Genomic DNA, 24425 nt, shown 5'->3' with positions numbered 1-24425 from the left:
AATTAACAGAAATCAACGTGGCAGGCATATATATACACATCCCTTTTTGCAGGCAGGCATGTCACTATTGTGATTTCCACTTCAGTACCAATCTGGATAGAAAAGCCCACATGGTGCAAATGATCTGCAAGGAACTCAACTTGCGCAAAGCATACCTCAGTGATCTCAGCATTGAGACAGTATACTTTGGAGGCGGTACGCCATCACTTCTAGAAGCGCAGGAGCTGGAGCAAATCCTTGACACAATTTCGGATACCTTTGGCTCAGCTTGGGAAGAGGTGACCCTAGAGGCAAATCCAGATGACCTGTCCAAGGAAAACCTACACTCATGGAAATCACTGGGTATAGATCGCCTTAGCCTGGGGATTCAAAGTTTTGAGGAAAAAGTATTAAAATTCTACAACCGCGCTCATTCTGCCGAGGAGTCCAGATTGGCTATAGAGAATGCCCGAAAAGTAGGCTTCGAAAAATTCAGTCTGGATCTCATTTATGGGTTCCCACATGCAGATCACGCCCTTTGGAAAAGAGATCTGACAATGGCGATCAACCAAAACCCGGGACATATCTCCAGCTATGCATTAACCGTGGAGCCCAAAACGGCACTGGGAAACTGGACAGAAAAAGGCAAGTTCATTCCGGCCGATGAGGATTTTGTAGCCGAGCAATTTGAACTCCTTCAAGAAATGACAGCCTCCGCAGGATATATCCAATATGAAGTATCTAATTTTGGAAAGCCTGGTGAGTTTGCATTGCACAATATGAATTACTGGAAAGCGGTGCCTTTTTTGGGTGTGGGTCCCAGCGCACATTCCTTCGACGGAAAAGACAGAGGAGCAAACCCCTCCAATAATGCACTTTACCTCAAATCCCTGGAAAAGGAGCAAGTTCCGTTTGAAAAAGAGCAGCTTTCAGCAGAAGAAAATCTCAACGAATATATTCTGACAGGTTTAAGAACCATTTGGGGAATAGATTTGGATGAAATAAAAGAAAAGTACCAGGTGGATTTAGCCCAGGACAAAGAACGTATTCTTGCGCAGATGCAGGAGGAGGGTTGGCTGATTTGGAAAGAGAATCACCTATCTTTGAGCAAATCCGGTAAATTACTAGCAGATAGTATTTCGTCTGCGCTTTTCATCTGAACACCAAACCCCATGGCCAGAGACTCCTATTTCAGCAGAAAAAAAGAAGCAGCTCCCTTAGAATCAGCTTTCAATGATCTATTGAAAGCCTATCGCCTGGAGGGGAAATTCAGAGAAAAGTCATTGGTACATGACTGGCCAGAACTGGTCGGTAAGACTATTGCTGACAGGACCAGCTCCGTATTTGTTCGGGACAAAAAACTTTTTGTGAAACTCAGCTCGGGTCCGATCAAAAAAGAATTGATGATGAATAAGAGCAAAGTACTGGCGATGATCGATGAGAAATATGGCGTAGGAGTGATCGAGGACTTGATTTGCACCTGATTCTTAGTATTACAGCTTAGCTGGTTTTTACACTTTTTAACAAGTAGCCTAGGTAGAGAAAGACGGATGAGTCAATTTTTTCCATCCTATTGAGTAATATTGTGGTAGCACATTCATGATCAAACGACCACCAATTCATATAGGTAAACTCAGCTTGCTGTTAGCCATTCTGGTTTGGCTTGCCTTATTGTTTGTGGATTTGGTGAGGCTATTTGGAATCTTGAATGAAATGGACTCTGGTATAGCGGTGGAATTCACCTGGATTTTAGAGTCATTATTTTTCCTCACAGTTTATTTCTTTTATAAATACTCCATATCTACCAGTTCCCAGAGTGACTTTCTGAACCTTATCTGGCGCGGTGCCTCCACAGGTCTATTTGCGCTAGCGGTATCCTTATTTATTGGATTGTTCTACATGGCATTAGGTGATAGCAAGCTGGCCACAGAGCCATTTTTGATGAATTTTTTCTATCACATCAATTTTGGGTTGATTACTATATTTCTGATTTCCACCTCCTTGCTTTGGCGTCATTTGATTCTGTATCAGAAAACCAAGCGGGTGATGAAGCAATGGCAGGCATTTGAGTTTGCCATGCTGGGTGCAATCTTACTTGTTTTCTTTGACCGGGGACAAATAGGGTACAGTTACATCTTTGGATTTGTATTCTTGGGGATACTTGCGGTCATTCTTTCAGGTAATCTGAAGTGGATTCCTTACTTGACTTTTAAGGAAAAATGGAAGTCCCTGCTATTTCTCAGCATCATTATCTTTTGCGCAGGTTTTCTTTTCTATGAGACTTACTTTTTTTCTTCCGAAGAGAGATATCCTGTCAATCTAACCAGCAATCTTTTTCTGCTGGCTTTGTTTTGGTTCATTCTGGTTTATGCTCTTTTCAGCTTTTTAGTAACGCTTTTTAATCTCCCCACCTCTTCTGTTTTTGAGCAAAAGCTGACTGAGGCGATTAATTTCCAAAGGCTCAGCCAGTCCATACAGCCTGAAGAAAACGAGGAGCAGGTGCTGGATATCCTGATGGATTCCTGCATGAGTGCGGCCTATGCAGACGCAGCATGGCTACAAATGAATACCGAAGAGTATCCGGATGGTTTTTTTCAGGAAAGATTCATAGATGAGCAAACCAGAGCCGAGGTATCTGAACTGATCCAAAAACAGAAAAGTGCCCAAGAATGGGCTACTGATAGCAAGCCTGACAATCTCAATCCCCTTGCGGTACGGATAGCACATCCCAAGTTTCAATCGGCCCTGCTGGTCCCCCTGATTATCAACAAAGCCGCCATCGGCAGGATGGTGCTTTGCAAAGAGGTATCCGATGGATTCAATAAGGAAATGGTGAATATCATCTCCACATTCGGCAGACAAGCCTGTATCGCTGTAGAAAACCACAGACTGCTAAACCAGGCGATCCAAAACGAGAGATATCAGGAAGAGTTAAAAATTGCCCAGCGCGTCCAAAAATCCTTACTTCCGGACAAGCTGGATCATAATGAGCATTTTGAAATCTGTGCGTATTCTCATGCTGCGGATGAAGTGGGTGGAGATTACTATGATACTTTTCAACTGGACCAGCACAGGTTTGTACTCATCATAGGAGATGTCTCTGGCAAAGGAACCTCGGCGGCATTCCATATGTCCCAGATGAAGGGTATTTTTCAAAGCTTGATTCAACTCAACCTTTCCATGCAGGAGTTTATGATCAGGGCAAATTCCGCCTTGAGTAAATGCCTGGAAAGAAACCACTTCATCACCGCTTCCATCTTACTGATCAATACCCAGGAACAGTCCATCACACACTCCAGAGCAGGACACATGCCTACGCTGATGTATCAAAAAAACCGGAACATCGCAGAGTATTTAAGCGTAGACGGGCTTGGCCTGGGAATTTTAAGAAACAAGCAGTACGAGAAACACGTTGAGGAAAAGACATTTACCTATTTGACCGGGGATGTACTGGTCCTGTTTACCGATGGAATAGTAGAAGCAAAAAACAAGAAATCCCAGCAGTTTGGTTTTGAGAGAATTAGAACTTTGCTGGAAGTTTATCACGAGCGGACACCCCATGAAATCCGGGAAATAATCATTGACTCCCTGCATACTTTTGTAGAAGGTGATGGGCTTATCGATGACGATTATTCCCTGATGGTAGTCAGATTTACCAACCCTGTAACTGAAAACATTAACAAAAGCTAAGAAATGCTGACCATTAATACTGTACATGAAAACGGGCATGATATCTTAACCCTCCAAGGTGAGGTGGATGCCAGCAACTCCGTGATGCTGGACGAGGCCATTACCAATCTGGTAGAGTCCGGCAGCAAATCCATCTTAGTCGATGCAAAGGGTTTAGAGTATATTTCTTCAGCAGGCCTTGGCGTATTTATGTCCTATCTGGAAGATTTTCAGGAGAAAGAAATTGACCTGAAAATCTACGCGCTGTCTGAACGGGTATTGGAAGTATTCAATATTTTAGGCTTGGATCAATTGATGAACCTTTACCAGGATAAAAAAAGCGCACTAAGTGACTGAGATGGATTATCAGTTGAACATATATTGCCAGACCAATGCACTATCGGAGCTAAGGGCTTTTCTACAAAAAACCTTCGCCTCCCTGCATCTCTCAGACATGGATCAGCATCAGATCACCTTGGCTGTAGAGGAAGTGTGTGCCAACTTAATCATCCATTCCCATCAATGTAACGGTCAGGATCAAATCGAATTGAAAGTAAAAAAGCTTGCAGGCAAACTCATCGTGGAGATCAAGGATCGTGGACAGGCCTTCAATATGCTGGATTATGAAGTCCCGGACTTAAATCACGTAAAAGGCTCCAAGCGAAAAGGAGGTTTAGGCATCATTTTGGTAAAGAAGATCATGGACGAAATAGAGTTTGAATCCAGCAAGGGCATCAACACCTGCCGGCTGATCAAGTGGTTTCGATCCTAATTCTTGTTAAATGCTTAGTATTCGGGGCTTTTGACTTGAATTCCTAATAAATTTGTAAAATTGCATTCAAATTCTGGCATTCATTACATGACAAACCGAACCGTTTCGGCATTTATAATACTCTTTCTTCTGGGAATCTCATCACCCTTGGCTGCTGAGGCTTTTTGGCAAAGCCCAAATCAGGACATGCCGCTGCTCACCATAGGCGATGAACCCATAGATAAGGACGAACTGATCTATCTGATCAGCAAGGGAAACAATTCTGACTCCGGTACTGCTGGTATGTCCAGAGAGGAGTTTGATGAGAACCTGGACCTTTTCATCAACTATAAGCTAAAAGTCAAAGAGGCGGAATCTTTGGGTTTGGATCAGACTCCGGAGTTTAAAAGAGAGTTTGAATCCTTTCAGGAAAATCTCAAGTCACCATTTCTGATCCGTAACTCCCTGGAAGAAGGTGAGCTAAGAAAAGCATACGCCAGAATGCAGGAGGTAATCCACGCTAGCCATATCTTATTGAAATTTCCTCCCAACGCCAGCAAAGACGATAGTGTCACGGTACTCCGAATGGCTTTGAAACTTAAAGAAGAAATCAATAACGGAGCCGATATCAATGAACTCGCACTAGAATATTCCGAAGATCCGTCTGCTCAGGCTAATAAAGGAGATTTAGGATATTTCACGGCCTTGCAAATGGTACAGCCATTTGAAGACGCAGCCTTCAGCCTTCAGCCGGGACAAGTTTCCGACCCTGTGCTGACCGACTTTGGCTACCACATCATCAAAGTCCAAGATCGCCAGCCCAATCCCGGCCAAGTAAGAGTATCCCACATTCTCGTCAGAATCAACGAGGATCTACCTAATGGAGAAGATCAGGCCAAAAGGAAAGTAGCTGACATCTACACAGAAATACAAAAAGAAAGCACCATCTGGGAAGATATCGTAAAGACCTATTCAGAGGATCCTTCTACCAGCCAAAAAGGTGGAATGCTGCCCTGGTTCAGCGTAGGATCTATGATTCCCGAGTTTGAAATGGCTGCATTTTCCCTTACCGAAATCGGCGAAGTATCTCCTCCTATCCAGACCCGCTATGGCTACCACATTCTAAGGCTAGAGTCTAAAAAACCCCTAGATAGCTTTGAATCCATGGAGGAAAGCATTCGGTCACGTATTCTGAGAGACTCCCGCTCCACGATGATCCAATCCCAAGTGATGGCTATTCAAAAGTCCAGGTATGGATTTGAAGAAAATGAAGCAGTAGTTCAAGACCTCGAAAGTAAGCTTAACGACATCACCCAAAACCAGCTTTTGGAAGAATTGAAGGCGGGAGAATCCTCCAATTTATTCACACTTCAAGGAAAACCTTATTCTACTAGCGATCTAGCAAATTTCATAGCCGAAAAAGAGCTGATCATGAATACCCAGCATGGCATCTTCAGCGCATGGTATGAAAGATTTGCCGCAGATGTACTGAATGAAGTGGAAGAGGCAGATCTAGCTGCCAATAATAAGGAATACCGAATGCTACTGAAAGAGTACAGAGATGGAATCTTGCTCTTTTCGCTGATGAATGACCAAGTATGGCAAAAAGGTCTGAACGACTCCATCGGACAACTAAAATATTACCAGGATCACATTGAAAACTACCAGTGGAAAGACAGAGTGAATGCTTTGATCGTGAAAGTACTGGATTTGAAGCAGCTGGAAACTGCCAAAAACGCACTGCAGGGCAAATCCCTTTCCGATGGGCTGATTAGCTCCTTTGATTCAGATGTCATTTCCTCTAATCCTTCCGCCTATCAAGAAGAACACGGACTGATCGAATACCAAACACATCCCGTCCTGGCCCAGGCAGACCTGAACAAAAACTTGCAAGAAATAGAGGCAAATGGACACCTGCACCTCGTACTGCTCGGTGACCAAGTACCTGCCGGCCCACGTAAATTCGAAGAGTCCCGGGGAATGGTGATCCGCGACTATCAGGAATACCTGAATGAAGCACTTATCGACCGGTTAAAAAAGAAATACCCGATTAACATCAACCCCAAAGCTAAAGAAGAGACTTTCGTAGCTTTGAACCAATAATTGACAAACTATCAGTAATACCTCACCCGGTGATCCGGGCTGAAACCATCACAATGAAATTACATAAACACCTTACAATTGCCTTCCTTTTCTGTTTACTTTTCGCCTCAGTCCGGGCTCAGGAGCCGGCTCCTACTGGACAGGTATTGGATAAGATTGTAGCCAAAGTAGATAACTATATCTTGCTGGAATCTGATATTCAGAAGACCTACCTTGAAGCTTTGTCCCAAAGACAGCAAGGAGCCGAGCCGCCTACCCGATGCCAGGTCTTTGAATCCTTAATGATCAATAAACTTATGGTAGCCAAAGCTGAAATAGACTCAGTAATGGTAACCGATGCCGAAGTACAACTGCAAACAGAACAGCGCTTCAGCATGGTATTGCAGCAGTTTGGCGGAGATGAAAGCACCTTGGTAGAAGCCTATGGCAAAACTGCAGATCAGCTCAAAAGCGAAATCCAAGAAGTAATACGAGAGCAGCTTATCGTACAGCGCATGCGTACCAGAATCACTGAGGGACTGACCGTCTCACCTGCAGAAGTAAGGGATTTCTTCTATAGCATCCCTACCGATTCCCTACCTTTCTTTTCTGCCGAGGTGACAGTGGGTCAGATCGTAAAAAAACCCGAAGTCAATGAGCAGACTAAAGAAGCAGTATATAATCAACTGAAGCAGTTTAAAGCTGATATCCTGGCGGGAAATGCTGACTTTGCTGACTTGGCCAGACAATACTCAGAAGATCCCGGATCAGCGGTAAATGGTGGCGATTTGGGTTTTTCATCCAAAGGCCAGATGGTACCTGAATATGAAACTGCCGCTTTGGGACTGAGACAAGGAGAAATTTCAGATCCTGTAGAATCTGACTTTGGTTTTCACATGATCCAGTTATTAGAAAAGAAAGGAACCACCTATAATACCCGGCACATACTGATCATCCCGAAAGCTACGGAGGCAGATATCGTAAAATCAGAACGATTCCTAGATAGCCTAAAAACAGAAATTCAAGCTGGAAAAATAGACTTTGCCAAAGCAGCTAAGGAAAACTCTGATGACCGAAACACTTCAGATAATGGCGGGTTCTTCACTGATCCTGCTACCAGCTCAAACCGCCTGACGCTTAGAACACTCGAAGACCCTGTGTTATACTTTACGTTGGACAGTATGGAAGTGGGCAACATCACAGAACCTATACGATTCGAAGATCCAAGAGAAGGCACAAAAGTGAGAATCCTCTACTACAAAGCTAAGTATCCAGCTCACCGGGCAAACCTGGAGGATGATTATGAAAAGCTGAAAGCGGCCACACTACGTAAAAAGGAAGATGAGTTATTGGAAACTTGGTTTCTAACTGCCAAAGAAGATATTTTCATCGACCTAGATCCTACCTACGATCGATGTAATGCGCTCACGGAGAAATAACAAGATGCCCGAAGTAACCCTTCGGGCATTTTGTTTCCCTTTGGAAGAGATTGGGTTAAAACTACTTCTTCCCAAACAATGCTTTAAAAGCTAGCCCAATCTGCTTGAGGCCTTCCTTTAAAAAGCCCTTTGACTCTTCAATCTTGGGTTTGATGTCTTCACTTCGCTCCTTGAATTCCTTCTCCAGAATAGTTTTACCTTTTTTAAACTCTGCCTCCAGGGTCGTCTTGTTTTCCTTAAGTTCTTTGATTTTCGCTTCTAAATCCTCTTTGGCCTCCGACCCTGCCTCTGCTGCCTTTTTTACCAATTCTTCGATTTTATCGCCTATTTCCTGAAGGACTTTTTCGGTATCCTTGGAGGAGTTTTTCTTTTGTGCCATATCCAAAAATGATTAAATGAATTGATAATGATCAAGTTAAAGACTTTTTCCCAATACACTCTCTGATGGCTGAAATAAATCGAGACTAGCTACTAGCGAACTGAAAAAAAGCTTCAACCCGGATTTTGCCTATTAATCCAAAAGGAATGCTCCTCTAGCTATCTACAGACTCTCCACTTTGGGTCTGCTTTTCATACAATTCGGCATAAACACCCTTTTGATTCATCAGACTGGCATGGTTTCCTCTTTCAATCACTTTACCATCATCCAAGACAATAATCTGGTCTGCAAGCTTGGCCGAAGACACCCGGTGGGAGATAATGATTGAAGTCCTATCCTGCATGATGTTTTTCAGTGCAGTGAGGATCACATTCTCTGTCTTGGTGTCCACAGCTGAGAGACAATCATCCAAAATCAGGATTTTAGGCTCCTTTGCGATAGCTCTAGCTATAGAAACCCGTTGTTTCTGACCTCCAGAAAGTGTGATTCCACGCTCGCCAAGCATAGTCTGAAATCCTTTGGGGAAGTCCACTATATTTTGATACACGTCAGCATCTTTAGCCGCTTGTTCTATTTTCTCCTGATCCGCCTTATCCAGACCAAAGGCAATATTATTTCCTATAGAATCTGAAAACAGGAATACATCCTGGGGCACATATCCTATCTGCCTTCTCAAATCAGAAATATTATAATAGTCTATTGGCTTGCCATCTATAGCTATCTGCCCTTCAGTGGGATCATACATGCGCATCAGGAGATTAGCGATAGTAGACTTGCCCGAGCCGGTAGTTCCTATTATTCCCAGCGTTTTCCCCTCTTCGATTTTAAAACTTACACGGTCTAAGGCCTTGATGCCTGAATCCGGATAGATAAAGGTCAAGTCTTTCATTTCCACCGTCCCATTGATCTCTTCGAAATTTTGAGCTGTACTTACAATGTCATTTTTGACATCCATAAACTCGTTGATTCTAGTCTGGGAAGCTGCTGCCCGCTGCACTATACTAGTCACCCAGCCGAGAGAAGTCACGGGCCAAGTGAGCATGTTCACATATAAAATAAACTCCGCTATGACTCCATACCCGATCTCTCCCCGTATCACCTGCATTCCGCCCACATATACCGTGATGATGGTAGAAACTCCTACCAAAGCCATAATCAACGGAAAAAACAAGGCGTTGACACGTGTGAGTCGGATAGACTTTACTTTATAATCTTCGCTAGCTGTAGCAAAGTCATTGACACTATCGCTCTCTCGGACAAAGGCTTTCAGCACCCTGATCCCTGAGAAGGCTTCCTGTACAAAAGTACTCAGACCACTCAGGCTGCGCTGGATCTTCTCCGAGCGCTCATTGATCATATTATTCACATAATAAATACTGAGGGAAAGAACCGGCAGTGGGAGTAAGGAATAAAGTGTCAGGGTGGGATTGACCGAAATCATGTAGGAAATCACCAATGGGAAAAGTATGAGTAGATTCAAGCCATACATGATCGCTGGTCCCAAGTACATTCTAACCCGGCTGACGTCCTCTGTTATCCTAGCCATGAGGTCTCCGGTGCTGTTGTTTCTATAAAAGCTGAGTGGAAGATTTTGATAATGCTCAAAAATATCGTTCTTCATGTCATACTCCACTTTGCGGGACATGATGATGAGCGTCTGTCGGATAAAAAAGAGGAAAATCCCCCGAAGCAAGGCCATCACAAGGATGAGAATCCCGAAGACTACAACAAATTTTAGAAAAATTTCCTGTGCCGCATCCCCCATTCCACCCTGATCCATAGGCTTATAAATGGAAAAACTCTCTACCACATAATCTATGGCAAGCCTCACTAATTGAGCAGGAATAATTACGAAAATATTAGAGATCACCGTAAATAGTATTCCCAAAAGGATCAAGCCCTTGTATTTCAACAAATACTTATTGAGTCGCCAAAGTGGTTTCACCAAATAAAAATTTTAAAATCGTGGAATTTGTTCAAGAAAACTGAATATATTAATCCTTTGATGACCAATAAAAGTATTTAATTTTGTATTGGTTATTTTCTCAAAGGAGTACCCAAATATAACACATTCTAAAAAGCTAAGTTCAGATGTTAGAGATTAAAGCTACCGAAACTGTACGTGAAGGTTCAATCTTTGGCCAGGTCAGCAGCATGGATCACGAGCAGTTGGTGATCTGCCATGATGAAGCTACCGGCCTGAAGGCATTGATCGGAATTCACAATACCACATTGGGCCCGGCACTGGGCGGAACCCGCATGTGGCCCTATGCTTCAGAAGATGAAGCAATTACGGATGTACTCCGGCTTTCCAGAGGGATGACCTTTAAAAATGCACTTGCAGGACTGAATCTAGGCGGTGGCAAGGCGGTGATTCTAGGCAATCCAAAGCTAAAAAGCGAAGCATTCCTGAGACGTTTTGGGCGTTTTGTGGAAAGTCTAGGCGGAAGATATGTGACCGCCGAGGATGTCAACATGAATACCTCAGATATGGAGTTCATAGGCATGGAAACCAGGCATGTCACCGGACTGCCAGAAGTCAAAGGCGGCGGTGGAGATCCTTCGCCCGTCACTGCATATGGGGTTTACATGGGAATGAAAGCCGCAGCAAAAAAAGCCTTTGGCACGGAATCCCTGAAAGACAAGCGCATCGCCGTACAAGGCGTAGGACAGGTAGGTAAATACCTCATAGATCACCTTATCAAAGAAGGCGCAAACGTAATGGTCACAGATATTTTCGAAGACAAATTACAGGCTATTGCGAAAGCTACGGGAGCACAGGCCATAGACCCTTCCATCATTTACGATCTGGACATGGACATTTATGCCCCTTGTGCACTGGGTGCCACCATCAACGACGACACCATAGATAGACTTAAATGCGCAGTGATCGCCGGTGGGGCTAACAATCAGCTGCAAGACGAGGCCAAGCATGGGAAGATGCTACTAGAAAAAGGCATCACTTACGCTCCTGACTTTTTGATCAATGCAGGTGGAGTAATCAATGTGGGCGCAGAATACCTAGGCGGATACAACCGGGAAATTGTTTTTCAGCAAACCGAAAAGATTTTTGACACCTGCTTGGGAATCTTGAACAAGGCCGAAAACGAACAAATCCCAGCTCAGCAGGCAGCTATAGAAACCGCCAAAGCCCGTATTGAGGCAATAGGAAAAGTAAAGCTTTACTTCTAAGTCAACCAAATAAATCCTCAAAGCCACCGGAAGCTTCTTTCGGTGGTTTTTTTGTCCCTAAATACTAGGGCATAGCCAAGGCAAAATACCTATATTTACAGCTCGAATTCGAAGACATGCTAAACAGAAGAATACTTAGAGTCAAGGCTTTTCAAAACCTTTACGCCTACGAACAGTGCAAAGGATCCAACCTCAACCTTGCAAAAGATTACATCAAAGAATCATTTTTGCCGGATTTGAACAGCATGGAAGTGCAGGACAAAACCGCCTTGAACAAGGAAGCCGAAGAGGCTATTAAGCTATTTGAGCAAAATCTAAGCAACAAGGACTTGCTACAATCCAGTGAGGCGAGCGCCAAGGTCAAAAAAGTAGTGCTACAGGCATTAGCCAAGTACCATGATGCCAATGAGAAGGATCAGCAGTTTTTATTGAAAAACATGGTAGTTTCTGCGGAGCGAATCCCACAGCTCTACCTTATGGCTATAGAGTTATTACAGGCTTTCGCCGGTCACGTGGAAAAGGAAGTAGAGAAAAAGAAGAAATTTGCCGGCGGCAACCCTTCAGGCTTTGGAAATGAAATGAATCTTCCAAACAATGCCGTTCTGAACAAACTAAAGGAATCGAATGCCTACAGAGCAGCCATCGCCAGAAACAACGTCCACCTGGATGAAGTTGAGCTAGAAATCAGAGAATGGTTCAGAGATTACATCAAGCCATCAGAATACTATCAGGAGTACCTGAAAATTTCAGAACCCACACTGGAGCAAGATTTAGAATTGGTAGACAGCATTCTGAAAAAGATCATCTTCAAAAACGAAGTGATCCTGAATTTCTTCTCTGAGCAGGACTTGAACTGGACCGAAAACAAGGCAGTGGTTAGAAGTCTGGCTGCAAAAGTGCTGAAAAATGCCGCCACGCTCGAGGAGGGATCAGAAAGTGAGCTCCCGGAGATTGCCATGAACTGGGACGAAGACAAGGAGTTTTTTCAAAATATCTTTAACTTCACCATTGAAAACGACGCGGTAAGCAAAGCTTTGATTACCCAAAAAACTAAAAACTGGGACATTGAGCGGTTGGCATTCACGGACAAAGTGATCATTTCCATGGCACTTACAGAGATGAAACATTTCCCCAGTATCCCTGTCAAAGTAAGTATCAACGAGTATATTGACATCTCAAAAACCTACAGCACACCAAAAAGCAAGCAATTTGTCAACGGTCTGCTGGATGTGATGTCAAAAGAGTTAACCGAAAACGGAGAAATCCGTAAGAGCGGTAGAGGACTTTTGGACAATAAATAACAGAACTATGAGCAAGAGCAGCAATTCACTCATCGCATTCCTAATCGGGGCCGGAGCAGGTGCCGCATTGGGGGTACTTTTTGCTCCTGATAAAGGAGAAAACACCCGTGACAGATTATCATTTCAGCTTTCCAGATACAAAAAAGAGCTGGAAGAGCTGATCGATGACCTAGTAGATGGCAAAGAAATCCATCTCAACGAAGCCAAAACAGAAGGCAAAAGGGTGATTTCTGAAGCAAAAAACAAGGCAGAAAATCTGCTGAATGATGTCAACAAATTAATTGATCAAATTAATCAAGAAGACAATTAACTATTTGACGAAGTCGCGCAAACAGCAAAACCATACAAGGTATGAGTATTTGCAAATGCAAGATTTCTCTCAATAGTCATCAAAATGATCATTAAAATAAAACCATAATCACATGAAAATCAACGTAATCCATACAGCACTATTTGCTGTGGCACTTGCATTGGGTACTTCTTGTAGTCAAAAGTCGGAGCAGGATGCTAAAATCCAAGCACTGGAAGACAAAATAGCCCAGCTGGAATCAAGTAATACTACAGTAACTCCCGTAAACGCGCAAAGCACTCAAGTGGCGGATCCTTCTACTTTAGGAGCTTTCACCTTTCCGGAAATGGAGTATGACTTTGGCACCATCAACGAGGGAAAAGTCATAGAGCATACCTTTACTTTCACCAATACAGGTCAATCCCCATTAGTCATTTCTAACATTACAGCTTCGTGCGGATGTACCAGCCCTGATTGGTCCAAAGCGCCAGTGAAGCCGGGTGAAGAAGGATTTGTAAAAGTAGTATTTAACTCTACCAACAAATCAGGATCACAGGCCCCTACTGTAAGCATTCAGGCCAACACAAACCCATCAGTAACAAGATTGAGACTGAAAGGATCAGTCACTCCAAAAGTAGCAGGAGCAAGCACCCCGGTAGGACCGGTTAAACGATAACTATGATTTCAACAGTATTGGCTCAAGCCGCAGCAGGTGGCGGAGGTATTTTAGGACAGGTATTCCTTTTCGGTTCTATTATTTTGATCATGTATTTCTTCATGATCAGGCCCCAGCAGAAAAAACAAAAGGACAGTAAAAAGTTTATTGAAGAAATCAAAAAAGGTGATGAAGTAGTCACAATCGGCGGTATCCATGGCAAAGTGCATACGGTAGAAAGCGACACAGTGATCCTGGAAATCGATAGATCAATGAAGATTAAAGTGGAAAAATCAGCGATCTCGCTGGATTTCTCCAAAAAACCAGAAACTAAAAAATAGATTGAATTTTGTCGGAAACTAAAAAATCCTCGAAGAGGATTTCTCCCAAAAAACTCTCTGATCTAAAGGTGGTAGTTCTCTGCATAGCAGCGGCTACCACTTTTTGGATTTTAAACGCCCTCAATAAGGACGACTACAATACTATTGTGGATTTTCCGGTGGAGTTTGTTTACAATGACTCTCTTTACATGCCCATAGGCAGAATCCCCAATAGCGTAGAAGTAGAGATTTCCGGAAACGGATGGGACCTGCTCCGCAAATATTTCAATTTCAATAACGATCCTTACCTGATCGAACTGGACAATCCTTCCGCTAGACGATTTATCTTAACCGCAGATATCAAGCGCTCTTTAGGTGAATTTTTGACTCCGACCCAGCTCGTATCAGTAGTGAATGACTCCCTGAAATACCAGTTTGACAAAATAGAAGTTATCCAAGTGCGGCCTATTTTAGACTCCAGTAGCTTTTCTTTGGCTACCAATTACAGAATCGATGGCCAGGTGAACTTTTCGCCAGATGTGATTAGACTCAAAGGCCCAAGTTCAATTATAGACAGTATAGGGGCATTTTTCCCGGTGAAGCTGGACGAATCCAGGATCAACACCCCATTTGAAAAAACAATTGATTTGGAAGTCCCCAGTGAGCTCGCAGACCTAGTCGTCCTAGAGGATGAATCGCTTAGGGTGAATTTTGACGTTTATGCGTTTTTGGAAGGGAATAAAAGATTGAAAATCAAAAAGATAAACTTTCCTAGAAATGTAACTTTCACCGATCCTGATCCCTTGATCATGATTAACTACCTGCTCGATGAGCGCAGAGTAGATGATTTCAAAGAACTGGAATTTGAAGCTGTTTTAGACTACTATAAGCGTAACAAAACAGACAGCACCATAGCAATAGAGGTACAACCGCAACCAAACTACATGGAGCAAGTCACTGTCAATCCGCCTTTACTAAAGCTTAAATATGAGTAGGAAAAGACCTCTCCTCATCGGGATCACTGGGGGAATTGGATCCGGGAAATCCACTGTAGCGAAAATTTTTGGCATTCTAGGTATTCCCCTCTATTCAGCAGACGACCGTGCGAAATGGCTTATGTCAAATGACCAAGCACTCAAGGTGGAACTGATCAAATCCTTTGGTGAAGAAACTTTTCAAAAAGACGGCAACCTGAATCGCAGCTACCTGGCCCAAACTGTGTTTGCAGATCCAGAAAAAGTAAAGACCATCAATGGGCTGGTTCATCCTGCTGTAGGCAAAGATTTTGAAAAATGGGCCAAGGCCCAAAATGCTCCTTATGTGCTGAAGGAAGCCGCACTACTATTCGAATCCGGAAGTGCCAATGCTCTGGATTATGTGATTAACGTGAGCTCCCCCCTGAAAATCCGTGTGGCAAGAGTATTGGGTAGGGATCCACACCGAAACGAAGAACAGATCAATCAAATCATCAATCAACAGCTTCCGGACGAGAAAAAAAATGAACTGGCTGACTTCGTCATCAAAAATGTAGACAATAAACTCTTAATTCCCCAGGTATTAAAAATCCACGAAAAGCTGATAGTCGAGGTAGATCATTGATTTAATTGCACAGGACCTCAAATCCGTTTATTTTCCAGTAGTCAACTTGCAATACTTTTCCCACTCAAATGAAAGGATACAATCCCAAAGAATGGTTTTCAATCATATTTTTGATTCAGAAATCAGACACCCTGGTCAAGCTAGGGCCATTCATGGTCATCATTTTCATATACACTTTAGGCATTGCCTGGCTTGAAATGGACTACCTGCAGCTGGGGAAAGAGAGCTGGGTACAGCATATTCCAGTGATGCACAGTCTACTTAGTTTCGTGATATCAATGCTTCTGGTATTCCGTACCAATACCGCCTATGATCGCTGGTGGGAAGGGCGAAAACTATGGGGACAATTGGTCAACAACAGTAGAAATCTTGCGCTAAAGCTTGCTGGGATAATTGATAAGCAAGATGAAGAAAATCGAAAGTTTTTCAGAAGAAGCATTCCTATGTATGCCTTTGCTTTGAAGGAACATTTGCAGTCCAAAGTCACCTTTTACATGCTGGACGAAAAACATATAGCCGACCTCCAGCCGGAAATAGACATGGAAAAACATGTCCCCAATCAGGTGGCCAAGATGATGTTTGGCAGAGTAAATAAACTCTACCAGTCCAAAAAAATAACCGGTGACCAACTGATAGTTCTCAACAGCGAGTTGATTTCCTTTACTGATATTTGTGGAGCATGTGAGCGAATCAAAAACACACCTATTCCCTATTCCTATAGCTCTTTTATCAAAAAGTTCATCATGCTATATGTATTGACATTGCCGCTTGGCTATGTATTTAATCTGGGGTATTACGCTGCTCCCATTGTTACTTTCGTTTTCTACGTACTGGCGAGCCTGGAATTGGTAGCAGAAGAAATAGAAGAACCTTTTGGTCATGATGCCAACGACCTACCTATGGGCAAACTATCAGAAAACATCCAAAAGCACGTCCAAGAACTGATCTGAAATATGGTTTTCCTCGCTAACTACAATTGTAAATTCTCCTCAAATGGAATTCAACCCTAAACTCAGAACGGTAAATGTAACCCGCTACATTCTCCCGCTCAGGGAAGGAGGGTCTTTACCTGCTCTAGCAGATGCAGACGATGGGTTCAAATATGTCCTCAAATTCCGGGGAGCCGGACAGCGGGAGAAGGCATTAATTGCAGAGCTTCTGGGCGGTGAAATAGCCAGACTTCTAGGATTCAAAATACCCGAATTGGTATATGCCAATTTGGATCCGGCATTTGGCAGATCAGAAGGAGACGAGGAAATCCAAGATCTACTGAAAGGCAGCCAAGGCTTGAATCTAGCCTTACATTTCCTCTCTGGAGCAATCAACTTTGACCCTATCGCCATGCCGGTTGATCCTATATTGGCTTCCAAAATAGTTTGGCTGGACATGTATATCACCAATGTGGACCGGACATTTAGAAACACAAATATGCTGATGTGGAACCGGGAGCTTTGGCTGATTGACCATGGAGCTTCCTTCCTGTTTCACCATGCTTGGATTAACTGGGAGAAAAATGCCCAAGGAAGCTTTCCTATAATCAAAAACCATGTCCTGCTCGAAGCTGCGTCTAAATTGGATCAGGTAAATGAGGAGTTCAAAACCCTTCTTACTCCAGCAGCCATTGATAAAATCGTCTCACTGATCCCAGAAGAGTGGCTGATGGCTGGAGGAGATACTGAGGAAGCCAGTGAGGCCAGAAAAGTATATGCGGATTTTCTCAAACTGAGACTTTCCTATTCCGATGAATTCACAAAAGAAGCCCGAAATGCAAGATCAACACTTATATGAATACGCCATTATCCGCGTAGTCCCAAGGGTAGAGCGGGAAGAGTTCATCAATGTGGGCGTGATTGTCTGCCACTGGAAAAAGAACTTTCTCAAGTGCAAAACCCATTTGGAGGCTAATAAACTTCTGGCTTTAGACCCAAAGGCAGATATGGAAATGATACAACGAAATCTAGATTCTTTTGAAAAAATATGCCAGGGAAAATCCAGTGGAGGAAACATCGCCGCCATGGATCTAGCTTCAAGGTTCAGATGGCTGACGGCGGTAAGAAGCTCAATCATTCAGACTTCCAGACCACATGCCGGGCATTCAGATGATTTGGATCAAACTTTGGAAAAGCTATTTGAGGAGAATGTGAAGTAAAAAAGGAACCCCAAAATGGAGTTCCTTTTTTCATAACAATAGACCCAAAGTATATTTTTATCGATCAATTGATCCTAAAACTTTTTTCATGAAGGTATTTCCTGCATCTCTTTCAGACATCCCTCCAGCTACCATCTCGTGGACTTCAAGTGCACCACATAGATTGGAAATCAGCTCGCCGATCACATCGATCTCCGGCTCCTTCAGCGAAGGGGCTTCAGAAATATTCTCCAGTACTTCCAGGGCAGTCTCGATCTGCTCTGGAGTACAGCTCTTCTGAATCGATTTAATTACTGGTAACTTCATTAATCAATGCTTTTAATTGATCTTCTTTGTTTGTCTGGATTTGATTTACCAACTGACCTCCTTTGAAAGAAGCGAAAGTCGGCAGGTTGTTTACCTGAGCCAATTTCCTGGAATTAGGAAATTTCTCAGCATCCACTATCACAAAAACCTTGTCAGCATTTTCACCCGCAAGTCTTCTAAACTTGGGCTTCATGATGCGACAGTTGCCACACCAGCCAGCAGAGAATTGTACGATCACCTGATCATTTCCCGTTACTAGCTCTTGCAAAGTATCTTCAGTCAGTTCAATCATAATTAATTATTTGATAGGTAGTTAGCTACTCCTTCATTAGTTGCTTGCATCGCTTCCTTGCCTTCTTCCCAGTTTGCAGGACAAACCTCACCGAATTTCTCCACATGAAGCTGAGCATCTAGAATTCTAAGGTATTCATCGATATTTCTTCCCAAAGGAAGGTCGTTGATAGACTCGTGACGTACGATTCCTTCTTTGTCAATCAAGAAAGTACCTCTGTATGCTACAGGCGCTCCTTCGAAAGACCAAAGTCTAGACTCAGCATCGAAAGAATATTCACCTGCCAAAACGCCATAGTTCAAAGAGATAGTTTTGGCTGCATCGGCCAAAATCGTATAGTTTACGCCTTCGATACCACCTTCAGCTTTTGGAGTCATCAACCATGCCAGGTGAGTCTCTTCGGTATCTGTAGAGCATCCGATTACTACGGTGTCTCTTTTCTCAAATTCAGCCAATTTAGACTGGAAAGCGTGAAGCTCAGTGGGGCAAACAAAAGTGAAATCCTTAGGATAGAAGAAAAGGACTACGTTTTTCTTGCCTAGATACTGCTCCAAGCTGAAATTTTCTACGATCTCTTCTCCGTTTATTACTGCTCCTACTGAAAATGCCGGAGCCTTTTTTCCTACTAATGCCATGTATATTGTTGTTTTGTTGAAAATTTGTTACCACAAAGCTAATCCAGTATTCAATACTTTAAAAAAATGAAGTAGTAATTAGCAAATCTACAATCGGCGCTACTCAGACTTTTATTTGGAACAAAACCCTTCATACCATCTTTTGATTGGTACTAATTTCTATTAAAGCCAAAAAAAGGAACCCGTAACCGATTGCGGACAAAATCACCAAGCCCCCATTGAAATAACCTATGAGCCATAGGATTTGCTTATGAAAGGGCTACAAAAAAACCGCTCCAAGATTTGAAGCGGTTTGGAATCAGATTTTTTCGAATCCCAGGTAAGGGTGAAGCACCTTCGGCATTAGAATCCCATCCGGAGTTTGGTTATTTTCCAAAATGGAAGCTACGATCCGAGGTAGTGCCAATGCACTTCCGTTTAAGGAGTGAGCCAACTGGGTTTTCTTATCTTCACCTTTGAACCGAAGTTTGAGTCGACTCGTTTGATAAGTTTCAAAATTAGACACTGAGCTTACTTCCAGCCATCTTTCCTGAGCTGCAGAATAGACTTCCATATCGTAAGTCAATGCGGAAGTAAAGCCCATATCTCCTCCGCAAAGTCTCAGCACCCGGTAAGGCAGCTCCAGTTTTTGCAAAAGTCCCTGTACATAAGTGCTCATTTCTTCCAGTGCTTCATAGGATTTCTCAGGATGCGTCACCTGTACGATCTCTACTTTATCAAACTGGTGCAGTCTATTCAGCCCACGCACATGAGCTCCCCAACTGCCCGCCTCTCTTCTGAAGCAAGGTGAATGCCCCACATTTTTGATGGGAAGCTCACTTTCCGTAAGGATCACATCCCTGTAAATATTAGTAATGGGCACCTCTCCCGTTGGGATCAAATACAAGTCGTCAGCGCCGGCATGGTACATCTGCCCTTCCTTATCCGGTAGCTGACCTGTGCCATACCCTGAATCCTCATTGACCAAAATTGGAGGCTGGATTTCATAGTATCCCTGCGCCAAAGCTTCATCCAGAAAGAAATTAATCAGGGCACGCTGGAGTCGAGCTCCTTTCCCTTTGTAGACTGGAAATCCTGCTCCTGTGATTTTCGCCCCTAGATCAAAATCAATAATGTCATATTTTTTGATCAGATCCCAGTGGGGAAGTTTGTCCGGGAAAAGCTCGGGAATGGTGCCGTTTTCGAGTACCACTTCATTATCCTCTGCAGAAGTGCCAGCTGGAACTGAGCTGTGCGGTACATTTGGGATGGTGTACAGCAAAGCTTTCAAGTCTTGCTCCGCTTTGGAGTTCTGCTCTTCCAAGTCTTTTCCCTGGGCTTTCAATTCCGCTGTTTTTTCACGGATTTTGACTGCTTCCTCGGCTTTTCCTTCACGCATCAAAGCGCCAATCTGCTTGGAAATGCTATTCGATTCTGCTTGTATCTGGTCACGCTCAGCCTGCGTTGACTTTCGCAGATCATCTAGCTCAATAGCCTTCTTCAGGGCAGCCTCAGCGTTTGGAAAATTTCTCTTTTGAAGTCCGGCCAGGACGCCGGCGTAGTTTTCTCTTATTTGATTAACTAACAGCATTTGAAAATCTTTGAAATTTAAGCCCCAAAGATAAGCATGTTAGCGAACAATGATGGGTTTACTCACACTTGAAAATGGTCCATCCAACTCTTTTCCCTCAGATCTTAGCAATCTCACCTTCACCTGATACTCTCCTGCTGGCAGGTTCTCAACCCTTACCGGTGCCATGTGATCGATTTGATACGTGTATTCATTGATTGCAATTTCGACCACTAGCCCATCCAGTTTCATATCCCCACCGATCACCAAAAAATCAACAATCACTTCCTCACCTGCTTCGTAGATTTGCGCTGTTCTGGGAAAGTTCAAAGCTAAATAAGGCTCAGCTGAATACGGAAACGGCCTGGACTCCCCTACCTGAAAGTCCCGATCCACATAATTACCAAAGTTTTTCAAAGCCAGCCCTTCCTCATCTACCAAATATGCCACCACTCTATAACTGCCCTCAGTAAGCTCCCGCTGAAAAATGGGAGAATAAAACCCTACCGGATCATCCCCATTCAGAATATTAAATAACTTGAAATCTTTGGTGGCATTCAGATCAAAAGGGAAATTCTTTACATTGAACTCGAAAGGAACCTTTCCAGGCTTGAAAACTTGATTGCCAAGTGGCGTGAATAGTTCCAAAATCGCATCGGGATATGCCGGGCTGTCCTCATATTGATAAAATCCGACTTTAGGCTTTTCAGGCTCAACCAGCTCCTGCGGCCTTTCTATCACCTCTTCATTAATCCGCTGCTTTTCAGAGGAGCAGGCGGCCATAGTTATAGCGAGTAAGGATAATGTCAGGATTTTATTCATAGGGCGGGTGTATTGACACTAAAGATATTTAATTTTAGAGATAAATTTGATCCGCAACTATAATACCTAAAACATATGGAAATCCTTTTTGATGCCATTCCCAGTTTAGATTTAGCAGAATTCACCTCCGGAAGCCCTTCTCAAAAGGAAGCTTTTGTAAAGAAACTCGGTGAGGCTTACCAAAACATAGGTTTTGTGGCCATCAAAAACCATGGCCTGTCCCAAGACCTACAGGATAGACTTTATGGTTCTATTCAAGATTTTTTTGCACTGCCTGATGAGATCAAATCCAAGTATGAAAAACCAGAAATCGGATTTCAAAGAGGATACACCGGTAAGGGAAAGGAGCATGCGAAGGGGAGAAACACGGGAGATTTAAAGGAATTTTACCACGTGGGACAAGAGCTGGCTAGGATCCCAGATTCTGATCCGGTAAAGTCAGAATACCCACCCAACATCTGGCCCTCAGAAATACCTGAATTTCAAAACGACGCTAACGAAGCTTACAGAACGCTAGAAAATGCAGGCAAGGCTATGCTTCGTGCGATTGCGCTTTCGCTGGACCTGGATGAAGAATACTTCGAAGAAAAGGTAGCTTACGGAAATTCTATTTTGCGCCAAATTCATTATTTCCCCATCGAAAACCCTGAAGCTGTGCCGGCAGATGCCGTACGAGCGGCAGAGCATGGGGACATCAACCTGATCACATTGCTGATGGGCGCTAGCGCAGATGGCTTGCAGGTGCTGAGGAAGGATGGCAAGTGGATTCCGATTACAGCACTTCCAGACCAGTTAGTAGTAAACGTAGGAGATATGCTGGAGCGCCTGACAAACAAGAAGCTCAAATCCACCATTCACAGAGTGGTCAATCCTCCAAAAGATAAGATGAATTCCAGCCGCTATTCCATTCCTTTCTTCATGCACCCTCGGTCTGAAATGGACCTGACCTGTCTGGAAAGTTGTGTAGATGCGGAAAATCCAAAGCAATTTGAAGATGCCACGGCGGGTGAATTTCTCGAAGAGCGACTGCGCGAACTAGGCTTGAGGAAGTAAGGAATGTCGGTCAAAAAAGTCCGATACTACCTTTTCCTGAAAGACATCCTCACTCTTTCTCTCACGGCTTTTGGCGGGCCGCAAGCATTTCTGGCTATGCTATTGGACAGAATGGTGAAAAGGCACGCCTATATATCCGAAGATGAACTTTGGGAGCTAAACGCACTTTGCAACATGCTCCCGGGGCCATCATCTACGCAGTTGGTTTGTGCGATTGCATATCGAGCAGGAGGCCCAAACCTAGCGTATTTGGCCTTGATCGTATGGATTTTACCGGCCACTACCATCATGATCGCTGCAGCCATTTTGATTAATTTCTTGCAGGAAAGCACACCCGGAGCTTTGAATTTTGCCAGGTTCATCCAGCCCATGGCGATTGGCTTTATCATTTTTGCTGCGCAAAAAATCATAGGTAAAACCGTCAAAACCACCGAGGCCATGGTTCTGGTTTTGATCTCTGCTTTTATCTCCTTCTTCTACAGCTCTCCTTACATATTCCCGGTTTTGCTGGTGATAGGCGGGCTGAGTACCTCGATTAAATATAAGCAGCAACCGAAACTTGAAAAAGACGCTCCCTTGAAAATCGAATGGGCAAACTTTTATCTGTGGGGAGGAGTGCTGGTGCTAGCTGCGCTTTTAGGAGCAATAACTAAATACCAACCTGTAATCCTCTTTGAGAATTTTTACCGAAATGGAAGTTTGATTTTTGGTGGTGGCCAAGTGCTAGTCCCTTATTTATATACAGAATTTGTGGATTTCAAAAACTTCTTGAGTTCTGAGGAATTCCTCACTGGGTATGCGATTTCCCAAGGCATCCCTGGCCCGACTTTTAGTATTTCATCTTATGTAGGTGCACTTTCTATGCGGGAATTTGGAACAGCTGGATTCATTATGGGAGGGCTCATTGCAGCTGCTGGAATATTTCTTCCCGGAATATTTCTCATATTTTTTGTAATTAGATTTTGGGACCAATTGAAAAAATACCGGCCGGTACGAGCTGCGCTGGAAGGAATCAATGCCGTCTCCTGTGGCATGCTGATCGCTGCTGCATACTTGCTTTTTGAACCCTTAGAGGCGAATGGACTGAATATTGTACTGATTCTGGGCACCTATGCATTGCTGCAATTCACCAAAATATCTTCGCCGGCAATCATCGCTGGGGGTGTGATTTTAGGAATCGCTTATAACCAGCTATTTATTTAATCATCGAAAAAAAATAAATCATTTTAATTACTTAGGAACAAGAATACCTGACTTGACGTTTTAATTTTTAAATTCATTCTCTATCTTTCTAATATGCAGGCCTACGAATTCATCAATAATCTGATCCCACCACTAAAACTGTCCGACAAAATGGGCATGGCTCTATCTTGGATGGAGGAGATCAGAACTGATGTATTGCCCTTGACAGATCAGGGTAAATTTTTGGGTTTGGTAAAGGAGGATAATATTTTTGAAATCAATGATCCGGAGACTTTAGTCGGAGACCTGCTTCCCGACAATCCTGCTTGCTGGGTGTTTTCTGACAAACATATCTATGACGTGTTGCGGGTAAGTGCTGAGCAAAATTCAAATATTGTAGCCGTTTTGGACCGAGATTCCAATTATTTAGGAGTAGTGACCATGGAAGATGCAATAGCTGCTTTTGCGGATAGCTTATCCATTCAGTCACAGGGAAGTGTATTGATTTTGTCATTGAATATGACAGAATATAGCCTTTCTGAAATTTCACGCCTCATTGAGTCTGAAAACACCAAAGTGCTGAGTTCCTTTATCACTACTGATCCGCTGGATGAAACCAAGATCAAGCTCACTCTAAAGTTAGATCAACCGGAGCTTAGACATGTAAAAGCTACCCTAGAGAGGTTTGGTTACCGGGTTTTGGATCATTATCAGGAAGAATCTGGAGTGACCAGCGAGGAGGACAGAATAGGCAACTTACTGAGATTTTTAGATATTTAGGC

At 43.3% G+C, this 24425-nt stretch carries 27 protein-coding genes; 20 read left to right on the top strand and 7 right to left on the bottom strand.

Going from position 1 to position 24425, the window contains the following annotated elements; all coding sequences use genetic code 11:
• The first annotated feature begins 17 nt into the window (after nucleotides 1-17).
• The 7 genes from hemW to PBT90_RS00415 all read left to right on the top strand — a co-directional run bounded on the left by hemW (nucleotide 18) and on the right by PBT90_RS00415 (nucleotide 7920).
• A complete protein-coding gene (hemW, locus tag PBT90_RS00445) occupies nucleotides 18-1139 on the top strand; it encodes a radical SAM family heme chaperone HemW (protein ID WP_264808391.1) in 1122 nt (373 codons plus the stop codon).
• A 12-nt stretch (nucleotides 1140-1151) separates the two neighbouring features.
• Complete coding sequence (locus PBT90_RS00440; protein WP_264808390.1) at nucleotides 1152-1463, top strand: DUF721 domain-containing protein; 312 nt, start codon at nucleotides 1152-1154, stop codon at nucleotides 1461-1463.
• 115 nt (nucleotides 1464-1578) lie between these two features.
• Nucleotides 1579-3669, top strand: a complete 2091-nt coding sequence (locus PBT90_RS00435) for a SpoIIE family protein phosphatase (protein ID WP_264808389.1) — start codon at nucleotides 1579-1581, stop codon at nucleotides 3667-3669.
• Nucleotides 3670-3672: 3 nt separating this feature from the next.
• On the top strand, nucleotides 3673-4005 hold the full coding sequence (locus PBT90_RS00430; protein WP_264808388.1) for an STAS domain-containing protein: 333 nt from the start codon (nucleotides 3673-3675) through the stop codon (nucleotides 4003-4005).
• A gap of 1 nt (nucleotide 4006) precedes the next feature.
• Nucleotides 4007-4420 (top strand): ATP-binding protein, encoded by a 414-nt coding sequence (locus tag PBT90_RS00425; RefSeq protein WP_264808387.1) that lies wholly within the window; start codon nucleotides 4007-4009, stop codon nucleotides 4418-4420.
• 87 nt (nucleotides 4421-4507) lie between these two features.
• Nucleotides 4508-6502, top strand: coding sequence for a peptidylprolyl isomerase (locus PBT90_RS00420; protein WP_264808386.1), 1995 nt, complete (start codon nucleotides 4508-4510; stop codon nucleotides 6500-6502).
• Between the two features lie 53 nt (nucleotides 6503-6555).
• Nucleotides 6556-7920 carry a peptidylprolyl isomerase gene (locus PBT90_RS00415; protein ID WP_270131039.1) on the top strand — a complete coding sequence of 455 codons (1365 nt, stop codon included), beginning with the start codon at nucleotides 6556-6558 and terminating at the stop codon, nucleotides 7918-7920.
• Nucleotides 7921-7981: 61 nt separating this feature from the next.
• Here the strand turns inward: PBT90_RS00415 and PBT90_RS00410 are convergent, their stop codons facing one another.
• Complete coding sequence (locus PBT90_RS00410) at nucleotides 7982-8299, bottom strand: hypothetical protein (protein ID WP_264808384.1); 318 nt, start codon at nucleotides 8297-8299, stop codon at nucleotides 7982-7984.
• A gap of 154 nt (nucleotides 8300-8453) precedes the next feature.
• The gene (locus PBT90_RS00405) at nucleotides 8454-10244 is read right to left on the bottom strand and encodes an ABC transporter ATP-binding protein (RefSeq protein ID WP_270131037.1); all 1791 of its coding nucleotides are present in this window, start codon (nucleotides 10242-10244) and stop codon (nucleotides 8454-8456) included.
• A 146-nt stretch (nucleotides 10245-10390) separates the two neighbouring features.
• Between PBT90_RS00405 and PBT90_RS00400 the strand changes: the two genes are divergently transcribed.
• From PBT90_RS00400 to PBT90_RS00355, 10 genes are all read left to right on the top strand, one after another.
• On the top strand, nucleotides 10391-11491 hold the full coding sequence (locus tag PBT90_RS00400) for a Glu/Leu/Phe/Val dehydrogenase dimerization domain-containing protein (RefSeq protein WP_270131035.1): 1101 nt from the start codon (nucleotides 10391-10393) through the stop codon (nucleotides 11489-11491).
• A gap of 116 nt (nucleotides 11492-11607) precedes the next feature.
• On the top strand, nucleotides 11608-12792 hold the full coding sequence (gene nusB, locus PBT90_RS00395) for a transcription antitermination factor NusB (protein ID WP_270131033.1): 1185 nt from the start codon (nucleotides 11608-11610) through the stop codon (nucleotides 12790-12792).
• Between the two features lie 7 nt (nucleotides 12793-12799).
• Nucleotides 12800-13102 carry a YtxH domain-containing protein gene (locus tag PBT90_RS00390; protein ID WP_264808381.1) on the top strand — a complete coding sequence of 101 codons (303 nt, stop codon included), beginning with the start codon at nucleotides 12800-12802 and terminating at the stop codon, nucleotides 13100-13102.
• Between the two features lie 112 nt (nucleotides 13103-13214).
• Nucleotides 13215-13757, top strand: coding sequence for a DUF1573 domain-containing protein (locus PBT90_RS00385; RefSeq protein WP_270131031.1), 543 nt, complete (start codon nucleotides 13215-13217; stop codon nucleotides 13755-13757).
• A 2-nt stretch (nucleotides 13758-13759) separates the two neighbouring features.
• Entirely contained in the window at nucleotides 13760-14077 is a 318-nt protein-coding gene (gene yajC, locus PBT90_RS00380) for a preprotein translocase subunit YajC (RefSeq protein ID WP_264808379.1), read from the top strand.
• A gap of 8 nt (nucleotides 14078-14085) precedes the next feature.
• Nucleotides 14086-15051: a YbbR-like domain-containing protein gene (locus PBT90_RS00375; RefSeq protein ID WP_264808378.1), complete on the top strand. Its 966-nt coding sequence runs from the start codon at nucleotides 14086-14088 to the stop codon at nucleotides 15049-15051.
• Nucleotides 15044-15655 (top strand): dephospho-CoA kinase, encoded by a 612-nt coding sequence (gene coaE / locus PBT90_RS00370; RefSeq protein ID WP_270131027.1) that lies wholly within the window; start codon nucleotides 15044-15046, stop codon nucleotides 15653-15655. Before PBT90_RS00375 ends, coaE begins: the two co-directional genes overlap by 8 nt.
• Nucleotides 15656-15723: 68 nt before the next feature.
• Nucleotides 15724-16605 carry a bestrophin family protein gene (locus tag PBT90_RS00365; protein ID WP_264808376.1) on the top strand — a complete coding sequence of 294 codons (882 nt, stop codon included), beginning with the start codon at nucleotides 15724-15726 and terminating at the stop codon, nucleotides 16603-16605.
• Between the two features lie 43 nt (nucleotides 16606-16648).
• Nucleotides 16649-17443, top strand: coding sequence for a HipA family kinase (locus PBT90_RS00360; RefSeq protein WP_264808375.1), 795 nt, complete (start codon nucleotides 16649-16651; stop codon nucleotides 17441-17443).
• On the top strand, nucleotides 17421-17804 hold the full coding sequence (locus tag PBT90_RS00355; RefSeq protein WP_264808374.1) for a DUF3037 domain-containing protein: 384 nt from the start codon (nucleotides 17421-17423) through the stop codon (nucleotides 17802-17804). Before PBT90_RS00360 ends, PBT90_RS00355 begins: the two co-directional genes overlap by 23 nt.
• A 57-nt stretch (nucleotides 17805-17861) precedes the next feature.
• On the opposite strand, the gene PBT90_RS00350 is transcribed toward PBT90_RS00355, so the two are convergent.
• The 5 genes from PBT90_RS00350 to PBT90_RS00330 all read right to left on the bottom strand — a co-directional run bounded on the left by PBT90_RS00350 (nucleotide 17862) and on the right by PBT90_RS00330 (nucleotide 21408).
• Nucleotides 17862-18110 carry a DUF6952 family protein gene (locus PBT90_RS00350; protein WP_264808373.1) on the bottom strand — a complete coding sequence of 83 codons (249 nt, stop codon included), beginning with the start codon at nucleotides 18108-18110 and terminating at the stop codon, nucleotides 17862-17864.
• Nucleotides 18091-18402 carry a thioredoxin family protein gene (locus tag PBT90_RS00345; RefSeq protein ID WP_264808372.1) on the bottom strand — a complete coding sequence of 104 codons (312 nt, stop codon included), beginning with the start codon at nucleotides 18400-18402 and terminating at the stop codon, nucleotides 18091-18093. Before PBT90_RS00345 ends, PBT90_RS00350 begins: the two co-directional genes overlap by 20 nt.
• Before the next feature lie 2 nt (nucleotides 18403-18404).
• Nucleotides 18405-19037 carry a peroxiredoxin gene (locus tag PBT90_RS00340; protein WP_264808371.1) on the bottom strand — a complete coding sequence of 211 codons (633 nt, stop codon included), beginning with the start codon at nucleotides 19035-19037 and terminating at the stop codon, nucleotides 18405-18407.
• 298 nt (nucleotides 19038-19335) lie between these two features.
• Complete coding sequence (serS, locus tag PBT90_RS00335; RefSeq protein WP_264808370.1) at nucleotides 19336-20607, bottom strand: serine--tRNA ligase; 1272 nt, start codon at nucleotides 20605-20607, stop codon at nucleotides 19336-19338.
• A 39-nt stretch (nucleotides 20608-20646) separates the two neighbouring features.
• The gene (locus PBT90_RS00330; RefSeq protein ID WP_264808369.1) at nucleotides 20647-21408 is read right to left on the bottom strand and encodes a hypothetical protein; all 762 of its coding nucleotides are present in this window, start codon (nucleotides 21406-21408) and stop codon (nucleotides 20647-20649) included.
• 75 nt (nucleotides 21409-21483) lie between these two features.
• On the opposite strand from PBT90_RS00330, the gene PBT90_RS00325 reads away from it, so the two are divergent.
• The 3 genes from PBT90_RS00325 (at nucleotide 21484) to PBT90_RS00315 (ending at nucleotide 24423) form a co-directional block, all read left to right on the top strand.
• Complete coding sequence (locus PBT90_RS00325) at nucleotides 21484-22461, top strand: isopenicillin N synthase family dioxygenase (RefSeq protein ID WP_264808368.1); 978 nt, start codon at nucleotides 21484-21486, stop codon at nucleotides 22459-22461.
• A gap of 3 nt (nucleotides 22462-22464) precedes the next feature.
• Nucleotides 22465-23664 (top strand): chromate efflux transporter, encoded by a 1200-nt coding sequence (gene chrA, locus PBT90_RS00320; protein ID WP_264808367.1) that lies wholly within the window; start codon nucleotides 22465-22467, stop codon nucleotides 23662-23664.
• Between the two features lie 93 nt (nucleotides 23665-23757).
• On the top strand, nucleotides 23758-24423 hold the full coding sequence (locus PBT90_RS00315; protein WP_264808366.1) for a CBS domain-containing protein: 666 nt from the start codon (nucleotides 23758-23760) through the stop codon (nucleotides 24421-24423).
• The last annotated feature ends 2 nt before the right edge of the window (nucleotides 24424-24425 follow it).

Origin of the sequence: Algoriphagus sp. TR-M9 (assembly GCF_027594545.1) — a bacterium.
Taxonomy (GTDB): Bacteria; Bacteroidota; Bacteroidia; order Cytophagales; family Cyclobacteriaceae; genus Algoriphagus; species Algoriphagus halophytocola.
This window is presented reverse-complemented; position numbering and strand designations above follow the sequence as displayed.